The 2,115-nt window shown below is 66.0% G+C and carries 1 protein-coding gene and 1 pseudogene; both read right to left on the reverse strand.

The annotated features are described in order from the left end of the window. Positions 1-1,095 (reverse strand): annotated as a pseudogene (locus V6M57_RS07345) (DNA-directed RNA polymerase subunit beta'); the annotation flags it as partial. 50 nt (positions 1,096-1,145) lie between these two features. Further along, the coding region (locus V6M57_RS07350) for a DNA-directed RNA polymerase subunit beta (RefSeq protein WP_442968792.1) at positions 1,146-2,115 on the reverse strand (970 nt) is incomplete at its 5' end.

A 2,115-nucleotide genomic window follows, 5' to 3' on the forward strand; every position in this document is an offset into this window, starting at 1 on the left:
CTGGTGCAGCTTGAGGTACGGGCCGACCACGATGACCGAACGGCCGGAGTAGTCGACGCGCTTGCCGAGCAGGTTCTGGCGGAAGCGGCCCTGCTTGCCCTTGATCATGTCGGCCAGCGACTTCAGCGGGCGCTTGTTGGTGCCGGTGATGGCGCGGCCGCGGCGGCCGTTGTCCATCAGCGCGTCCACCGACTCCTGCAGCATGCGCTTCTCGTTGCGCACGATGATGTCGGGCGCGTTGAGCTCGAGCAGGCGGCGCAGGCGGTTGTTGCGGTTGATGACGCGGCGGTACAGGTCGTTGAGGTCGGAGGTCGCGAAGCGGCCGCCGTCCAGCGGCACCAGCGGACGCAGGTCCGGCGGCAGCACCGGCAGCACGGTCATGACCATCCACTCGGGGCGGTTGCCCGACTCGAGGAACGCCTCGACCAGCTTGATCCGCTTGGTCAGGCGCTTGAGCTTGGTCTCGGAACCGGTGGCGGCGATGTCTTCCTTCAGCTGCACCATCTGCGCCTGCAGGTCGATCGTGCGCAGCAGCTCGAACACCGCCTCGGCGCCCATCGCGGCGTCGAAGTCGTCGCCGTGCTCCTGGCGCATCTGCATGAACTGCTCTTCGTTGAGCAGCTGGCCGCGCTCCATCGGGGTCAGGCCCGGCTCCGTGACCACGTAGGCCTCGAAGTACAGGATCCGCTCGATGTCGCGCAGGGTCATGTCCAGCATCAGGCCGATGCGCGAGGGCAGCGACTTGAGGAACCAGATGTGCGCGACCGGAGACGCCAGGTCGATGTGGCCCATGCGCTCGCGGCGCACCTTGGCCAGGGTGACCTCGGTGCCGCACTTCTCGCAGACCACGCCGCGGTGCTTCATGCGCTTGTACTTGCCGCACAGGCACTCGTAGTCCTTGATCGGGCCGAAGATCGCGGCGCAGAACAGGCCGTCGCGCTCGGGCTTGAAGGTACGGTAGTTGATGGTCTCCGGCTTCTTCACCTCGCCGAAGGACCACGAGCGGATCAGGTCCGGCGAGGCCAGGGCGATCTTGATCGCGTCGAAGTCCAGCGCCGGGCGCTGCTGGTTGAAGAGGTTGAGCAGGTCTTTCATGTCTTTCTCCGGGAATCGGGAATCGAGAATCGGGAAGGCGTCGCCTTCCCTCAGGTCTCTTCCAGCTCCATGTTGATGGCCAGGCTGCGGATTTCCTTCACCAGCACGTTGAAGGACTCCGGCATGCCGGCCACCATTTCGTGCTCGCCATCGACGATGTTCTTGTACATCTGGTTGCGGCCCTGCACGTCGTCGGACTTCACCGTCAGCATTTCCTGCAGGGTGTAGGCCGCGCCGTAGGCTTCCAGCGCCCAGACTTCCATCTCGCCGAAACGCTGGCCGCCGAACTGCGCCTTGCCGCCCAGCGGCTGCTGGGTGACGAGCGAGTACGGGCCGGTCGAACGGGCGTGCATCTTGTCGTCGACCAGGTGGTTCAGCTTCAGCATGTGCATGTAGCCGACGGTCACCTCGCGCTCGAACGCCTCGCCGGTGCGGCCGTCGTGCAGCACGGTCTGGCCGCTGGTCGGCAGGTCGGCGAGCTCGAGCATGCGCTTGATCTCGGACTCGGCCGCACCGTCGAACACCGGGGTGGCCATCGGCACGCCGTCGCACAGGTTCTTCGCCAGCAACAGCAGCTCGGCGTCGCTGAACTGCTTGAGGTCGACGCGCACCTCGCCGGTGGCCCGGTCGTGGTTGTAGATGTCGTCCAGGAACTTGCGCAGGTCGGCGACCTTCGCCTGCGCCTGCAGCATGCGGTCGATCTTCTCGCCCAGGCCCTTGGCGGCCCAGCCCAGGTGGGTCTCGAGGATCTGGCCGATGTTCATGCGGCTCGGCACGCCCAGCGGGTTCAGCACGATGTCGACCGACTGGCCATTGGCCATGTACGGCATGTCCTCGACCGGCACGATGGTGGACACCACGCCCTTGTTGCCGTGGCGGCCGGCCATCTTGTCGCCCGGCTGGATGCGGCGCTTCACCGCCAGGTAGACCTTGACCATCTTCAGCACGCCCGGGGCGAGGTCGTCGCCCTGGGTGATCTTGCCGCGCTTGTCCTGGAAACGCTTCTCGAATTCCTTCTCG

This window comes from Ramlibacter sp., from assembly GCF_036676645.1.
In the GTDB taxonomy this organism is placed as follows: domain Bacteria; phylum Pseudomonadota; class Gammaproteobacteria; order Burkholderiales; family Burkholderiaceae_C; genus Ramlibacter.